Source organism: Clostridium sp., from assembly GCF_016650095.1.
Lineage (GTDB): Bacteria > Bacillota > Clostridia > Clostridiales > Clostridiaceae > Clostridium_AD.
The window spans coordinates 1-5,853 of record NZ_JAENWL010000240.1; the positions used below are offsets into that span (position 1 = coordinate 1).

Consider the following 5,853-nt stretch of genomic DNA (forward strand, 5'->3'; position numbering starts at 1 on the left):
GTCATAATTATTAACCCCTTCCTTTTCTTTATTTTTAGAATTGTTGATTTTTGCATTTCACGTTGTTGTGGTAAAATAAGAAATAATAGTATAAACAATGGCAAATATATCGCAATCCAAGTTGAACTCACCTAAACACTACCCCCTCGTATTTGTCTTATGATTGTACCTTCACTTAATCATTGATTACTTTTCGTTTTTCATAGCATAATAATTATATGATGTTACTTGTATTAACATAATCATGCAGGTCACGAATACTGGGAATGCGCCAGTATTAAAAGTAAAGTTGAGTAATATAGTAAGTATTACAAATACTAATGATACATTTTTTGAGAATTGAAATGCACGATACCCAGACTTATAAATTCTTGATACCTGAGCCTCATCACAACTTTCTAAAAATTCCTTATCAAATCTAAATGAAGTTGGGTCACCTTTTAATCTATTATCATTTTTTTGTATATACTTTATAGTAATTATATTCAAAACTGAAACTGCTATGGTACTAAACATAAATAGACATGTAACTATTAATTGGTTACTGTTAGTATTATTGAAAGTCATTCCAAATAACATAAAGTTAAGTATTAAGAATACGTTACTTATTAACATGGCTAAATCAAAAGACTTGGAACCGACTTTTTCAAATTCATCAAATTCTTCATCTGATTTATTACTTAATTGGCTATAAAATTTCTTTCCTTTAAAATATAAATATACTGCTGGGAAGTAGATGCATATAATTAATCCTACATGTAATTCTGAAGTATTATTTATAAAAAATTTAGCAACTTGATCTCCAATACTCATGAATTCTGATTCATTTAATTTCAATAACCCAAGTGTAAAAAGTGCTCCAAATATGCTACCAACCGCCAATAAAATTATAATTTTAAATATGGTTTTCTTATTCATTATTTCCATCCTCCTCATAGCAAAAAATTTCTTCAACTGTAACATCAAATAATAGTGCTAGCTTAAGCACTAAGGTTATTGAGGGATTGTAATCACCTCGTTCAATTAGGCTGATAGTTTGCCTTGATACCCCAGCCATTTGACCTAATTTAGCTTGGTTTATCCCTAACATAGCCCTTTGTACTTTTAGGGTGTTCTTTAATGGCATATAATCCTCCTTTTGACAAGTTTATATTTCATAATGACAAACTTAATTGTCATTCAAAGTATAACATTGACAACTATAATTGTCAATAATAATCGATATTACCACTGAAATCTCAGCTAAAGCCTTGCTAGGACCCCCATGCTATCTTTTACCCATTTAGGAATTAATTTTAGCTCATAATAAAACTTGCGCAAAAATTCAGATCTCATAGTATAATTATAAAATATAAGGAATTAAGAGGGAGAGAGATATCTATGAATAATAAGAAAATTTGTATAGTAGGCCTAGGCGGTGTTGGCGGATATCTGGGCTGTATGCTTGCTCATCATTATGATAATATATATTTTTTTGCTAGGGGAGAGAGGCTTTCATCCATCAAAAAAAACGGATTAAAATTATACAGCGATGCCTTTGGCGAGTTTACGACTTATCCTACTGTGGCAAGTAATAATCCTCAAGAAATAGGCATAATGGATTATATCATTCTTAGTGTCAAGAATTTTTCATTGGAACAGGTCTGCGCTGAAATATCAACCATGATTGATGAGAATACTGTAATAATACCATTGCTTAATGGTGTTGACGTTTCAAGTAACATACGAAATTTAGTTGGTAAAGGTCATGTTCTAGACGGCTTGATTTACATTACCGCCGGAGCTAATAAAGATTTTTCCATTCATCATACCAGCCCTTATTGTATTGTTCATATAGGTTACGAAGGACAAAATCAATATTACGCGAACATATTATCAGAAGTTCAGAAATTATTCCGAGGTGCAAACATTACATGCGAAATAGAAAACGATATAGAAACTTCTATTTGGACAAAATATACATTGAATTGTGCTTATAATGTAGTCACAGCCTATTATAAAGCAACAACAGGAGACATTAGAAAAAATGAAATTGCCATTTTGCAGCTCAAAACACTGCTAGAGGAAGCCTGTAGCGTGGCTCGCAGTCTAAAAGTTAATATTCCAGGAGACCTTGAGGAAGTACACTTCAAGCATATATTACAAAAACAATCTGAATCATCGACAAGTTCGTTATACAGAGACATTACTTTGGGAAGACAAAATGAGCTGGAGACCTTCTCTGGACAATTACTTAAATTAGCATCAAGCTGTGGCCTTAAAATTCCTATGACTGAATTTTTTTATAATGAATTGAAAAGCTGCTAGATCAGGTGAGCAGGGTAAAGGGTTCCATCCACATTATAGTGTGGGTGGAACCCTTTTATTTATCATACCAAGATTTTTTTGAAGAAACCTTTTAAGTACCGACTTTTTATGCATGGGTAGCAAGAGATTTTATTAAAGAGAACATATAAAAATCTATAAATTAATTAACACCTTATCACCGTGGCTTCCAACCCAATACTGAATATCTGGATATTTTGAATTAAGATAATCAATAAACAATAATGGGTCCTCGCTATTATTTGAAAACATATCATAATGTCCTGGTACCACAAGCCCAGGTTTAACATCTCCTGCTAAATCAACTGCTTCCTGATACGTCATATTACCAATAATGTTTGCACGATATTTTTTAGCATCTCTTCCATTTATAGGAATAAACATAACGTCTAGCCTATTCCATTTTTTCAATTTAGAATGTAGCCCTTCATATATACATGTATCTCCAGAGTGATACAATCCACACCCACTTCCTTCAATTATGAATCCTAAATATGGGTAGCTCCCAGTAACAGCATCTTGATCTAAAAATTCATGAGCCGCTGCTATTCCTGTTATTTTTAGTCCTCCAGCTACTACAGATGTACCATCATCAATGCCAATAAACCTATCTTCTTGTATGTTCAAGTCTTCTGAAAGTTTCTTAATTAAAAGCTTTGGAACTACAAACTTTGCCTTTGGGGAGCTTAAAGATATTTGATGCCAAGCTCCCCTATCTATATGATCAAGATGATCGTGACTTCCAAATATTAAGTCTGCATTTATAACTTCCTCTGCCTTAATCAATGGTGGTATATTCCTACCTGGATAGTCTGAAAGAAACGCATCTAAATAAATAACAACTTCTCCTAATTTCACGATATAACCCATTTGTCCAAGCCACCAGAATGCACTATTTCCTTTTTCTAAAACACAACTATCAATTTCCTCTATAAGCTCTAATCCCTTTTTCATAAAATCACCACTTTCTCATATTTTATTTATGACTTTTAAGTTTTTATAATTTTGTTAATGTGATTATTTGCTTTAATCTATATATTGTATCATAAAAGCATTATGAGACAATATAAAAATATTGATGGACACCTATTAAGAATTTAATACTTAATCCAAGTATATAGTAATACTAATTAAGCAACACTATAGTTAAAGTTTATAAATGGAGTTAGTTTAATAATAAATAATTAGTTAGGTGGGATAAAATGAATTTACAATATGTTCAAGGTGAGCCTATGTTTACAAATACAAATAAAGTACCTAAACAGTATAGCTATTTAACAGAAGATATAGATACAGATGTAATAATAGTAGGCGGTGGAGTTACAGGAAGTATTTTAGGATACTATTTTTCTAAACATAATATCAACAGTGTAATTTTAGAAAAACATAGAATAGGTTATTGTAGCACAGGTGTTACGACTTCCTTACTTCAGTACGAACTTGATGATAATATCATTGAAGCTTATTAGAGATAATGATGATCCATATAATTATTTAAGAACTACTGAAGATAACAGATTAATAATAGGTGGAGAAGATATAACTTTTGTGCCAGATATATTTAATGAAAAAGTTGCAAATGAGAAATATGCTATATTAGAGCAAAGATTAAAAGCTATGTTTAAAAATATTAAAGATATAGAAGTGGAATATAAGTATTGCGGTGCTTTTGCATCAACTAAAGATAATTTGGGGTTCTTGGGACCGGACCCAGATAATAATAAGCTATGGTTTTGCTTAGGTTATGGCGCTAACGGTATATTATTTGCAATACTAGGCGGAATGATGCTAAGTGATTTACATTTAGGCATAGAAAATGAAGATTTAAGTTTATTTAAAGTGGATAGATTTGATAATTAGAATGCAAAAGCTCATTGGTTATATTAGTGAAGGCATATCCATTTACCTCTATAGTTCCAATCTTTCTAGTGCTTGTGGGAATATTCAGTATCTGCCCTGGATATATTAATGAAATATTTGCGAGGTTAGAATTTGCAGCATTAAGTTCACTAAGTGTTAAACCATAAGTAACAGCAATTGTATAAAAAGTCTGCCCTGAGACAACTATATGTCTTCTCACTCCCCCTAGAATTACTAAAGTCTGTCCTACTATCAACCTATTAGGGTCCGCAAGCTCATTATCTACAGCAATTTTATTAAAAGAAACATTATATAAAAGAGAAATTGAATAAAGAGATTCTCCTGATTTTACAACATGGATAATCAAATGGTTTTCACAACCTTTTTTTCTTACTTCTGTTTAGTATATGACTTCCAATGGAAATATGAAACAGTAACTGTTATAAATTTATTATTAAGATCCAACAATGCTTTATATAGTCTTTAACTTATTAATACATACATCAGTAACTAGTAACAAAATTCAGAAATAAATTTTCGATATTTGTTACTAGAATTTGATCTAATTCTCATCGTACTGCTTTTTCAATATTAAGCAAAATTTCTTTTTTATCTAACCCACCGTCATATCCAGTCAGATTTTTATCAGCCCCAATAACTCTATGACAGGGAATCGAAATTGAAATCGGATTCCTTCCTATTGCACCTCCTACTGCTTGAGCTGACATTGATTCTCTCCCCATTTCGGCAGCAACTTTTTTTGCAATTGCTCCATAGGTTGTAGTCTGCCCATAGGGTATTTCCAAAAGAAATTTCCAAACTATTTTCTGAAATCCAGTGCCCTTTGGCGCCATCGGAAATTTTATTTCGCACTCCTCCCCTTTAAAATATTTCTCTAACCAATTTTTTAATTCAGTAAACAACCGGTGATCAGGTTTACCTATCCATGTTTCCATATTCTTTGGATAATGCTTCTGGCTAGTAAACCAAAGACCTATTAAAGCATCTTCTTCAACCGCAGCCAAAAGTAGTCCCAAAGGTGTTTCAATTGTACAGGTATATATCATAATTTCGCCCCCATTATTTGTTATACTTAGCTACCTCTTATTTTATTTCTAAATACTGCAATTATATCATATGTTTTTTTAGGTTTCTCTTAATTCACATTTTAAGAATAGCAGTAACATGGCAATAATTAACAAGGATATTCTATTGTATATTGGTTATCATAATATTGTAGAGTACAAAACAACTGAGCCAAAGCATATATACTCATTTAATGAATATGTATGCCAGCCAAAGTTTCAATATAAATTATTATAATATTAATTTATATTGATCTAGAGGGCGATTTCCTACGGTTGGGAAAAGCATTAATATAGTCGATGTTGTATTACATTTATTATATTAAGGTTCCAACCTATCGTATAAAGTCAAGCGAAGATTATATCGAGTGTTGTAATGATTATATACAGCCGAGAGGTTTTATACAGTTGTGTAAATATTTTATATAGTCGAACGAACCATCATCAGTGGTAGTGATTTGTTTAATTAGGGTCGAAAGATGTTAACTATATAATAAATTATCTATTTTGGTGCAAGGTAAGTTGTTTTGTACTCTCATTTCAAAAAAATAACGTTTCATTTAAAGATATTTAAAAGAGGGAA

The 5,853-nt window shown here is 31.4% G+C and carries 6 protein-coding genes and 1 pseudogene; 2 read left to right on the forward strand and 5 right to left on the reverse strand.

Features of this window, described 5'->3' with window-relative positions; all coding sequences use genetic code 11:
• Nucleotides 1–186: 186 nt before the first annotated feature.
• Nucleotides 187–918 carry a DUF3169 family protein gene (locus JJE11_RS13170; protein WP_291636349.1) on the reverse strand — a complete coding sequence of 244 codons (732 nt, stop codon included), beginning with the start codon at nucleotides 916–918 and terminating at the stop codon, nucleotides 187–189.
• Complete coding sequence (locus JJE11_RS13175; protein WP_291636351.1) at nucleotides 911–1,126, reverse strand: helix-turn-helix transcriptional regulator; 216 nt, start codon at nucleotides 1,124–1,126, stop codon at nucleotides 911–913. Before JJE11_RS13175 ends, JJE11_RS13170 begins: the two co-directional genes overlap by 8 nt.
• Before the next feature lie 254 nt (nucleotides 1,127–1,380).
• Between JJE11_RS13175 and JJE11_RS13180 the strand changes: the two genes are divergently transcribed.
• Nucleotides 1,381–2,307: a ketopantoate reductase family protein gene (locus JJE11_RS13180; protein WP_291636353.1), complete on the forward strand. Its 927-nt coding sequence runs from the start codon at nucleotides 1,381–1,383 to the stop codon at nucleotides 2,305–2,307.
• A gap of 153 nt (nucleotides 2,308–2,460) precedes the next feature.
• On the opposite strand, the gene JJE11_RS13185 is transcribed toward JJE11_RS13180, so the two are convergent.
• Nucleotides 2,461–3,279, reverse strand: a complete 819-nt coding sequence (locus JJE11_RS13185) for an MBL fold metallo-hydrolase (protein WP_291636355.1) — start codon at nucleotides 3,277–3,279, stop codon at nucleotides 2,461–2,463.
• A gap of 248 nt (nucleotides 3,280–3,527) precedes the next feature.
• Here JJE11_RS13185 and JJE11_RS13190 point away from each other — a divergent pair.
• Nucleotides 3,528–4,185, forward strand: a pseudogene (locus JJE11_RS13190) (FAD-binding oxidoreductase).
• On the opposite strand, the gene JJE11_RS13195 reads toward JJE11_RS13190, so the two are convergent.
• Together JJE11_RS13195 and JJE11_RS13200 are read right to left on the reverse strand one after the other, a co-directional pair.
• On the reverse strand, nucleotides 4,160–4,552 hold the full coding sequence (locus tag JJE11_RS13195; RefSeq protein WP_291636357.1) for a LysM peptidoglycan-binding domain-containing protein: 393 nt from the start codon (nucleotides 4,550–4,552) through the stop codon (nucleotides 4,160–4,162). The pseudogene JJE11_RS13190 and the gene JJE11_RS13195 overlap by 26 nt on opposite strands.
• A 202-nt stretch (nucleotides 4,553–4,754) precedes the next feature.
• Entirely contained in the window at nucleotides 4,755–5,252 is a 498-nt protein-coding gene (locus JJE11_RS13200; RefSeq protein ID WP_291636359.1) for a methylated-DNA--[protein]-cysteine S-methyltransferase, read from the reverse strand.
• Between the last annotated feature and the right edge of the window lie 601 nt (nucleotides 5,253–5,853).